Source organism: Pseudomonas sp. 32_A, from assembly GCF_017490905.1.
Taxonomy (GTDB): Bacteria; Pseudomonadota; Gammaproteobacteria; order Pseudomonadales; family Pseudomonadaceae; genus Aquipseudomonas; species Aquipseudomonas inefficax.
In genome coordinates this window covers 1-740 of sequence record NZ_JAFGYI010000108.1, presented here as the reverse complement: position 1 = coordinate 740, position 740 = coordinate 1, and the positions used below count along the sequence as shown (strand labels likewise).

The following is a 740-nucleotide window of genomic DNA, read 5'->3' as shown; positions in this document are numbered from 1 at the left end:
ATCCGCCGGTGGTGCGACAAATTCGGTGCGGCCTTCGCCCGGCGGGTCAAGGCTGCGCGACGAAAGCCGGGCCGCACCTGGCATCTAGACGAGATGTTCGTGAATCTGCGCGGCGAGCCCTGGCTGCTGTGGCGGGCGGTCGACGAACACGGTGCCGAGCTGGATATCCTGCTGCAGAAGCGGCGCGACAAGGCCGCAGCGAAGCGCTTTTTCCAGCGTGTGCTGCGTTCCTGTCCGGCACCGTGCAACATCGTCACCGACCAGTTACGCAGCTACCCGGCTGCCAAGGCTGGCATCCCGGAGCTCGCCAACGTCAAGCACGTGTTCGTGAAGGCCGCCGCCCGCGTGAACAACCGCGCCGAGAACAGCCATCAGCCGACCCGCGAACGCGAGCGACGCATGCGGGGATTTCGCGACCCGAAGCGCACTCAGGCTTTCCTCGCGAGCTTCGGGCCGATCCGCCAGCACTTCGCCCTGAAGCGGCATCTGCTGCGTGCTTCGCTTTATCGCAAACACCTCGCCGTACGCTTCTCGACGTGGCGTGAATTTACCGAGGTCACCCAGAATCCGTCTGCCGCATGAAACATGCAGGTCGCGCCCCCGCCCCTTGTGAACATACTCCGCTAACGTGACAGCGCCGAATTTCTTCGAGCACGACCGGATCGACCCGGACTTCGTCGACAGATGGAAGCAGGCGCCCCGCGTCATCAGGCTGGGACCTGCATCTCGATACCTCGCCG

Annotated in this window: 1 protein-coding gene; it reads left to right on the top strand. The window is 64.6% G+C overall.

Translation table 11 applies throughout. From position 1 onward, the window contains the following. A partial coding sequence (locus J5M58_RS25805) for an IS6 family transposase (protein WP_207880137.1) occupies positions 1 to 582 on the top strand: 582 nt, incomplete at its 5' end. Positions 583 to 740: the final 158 nt, after the last annotated feature.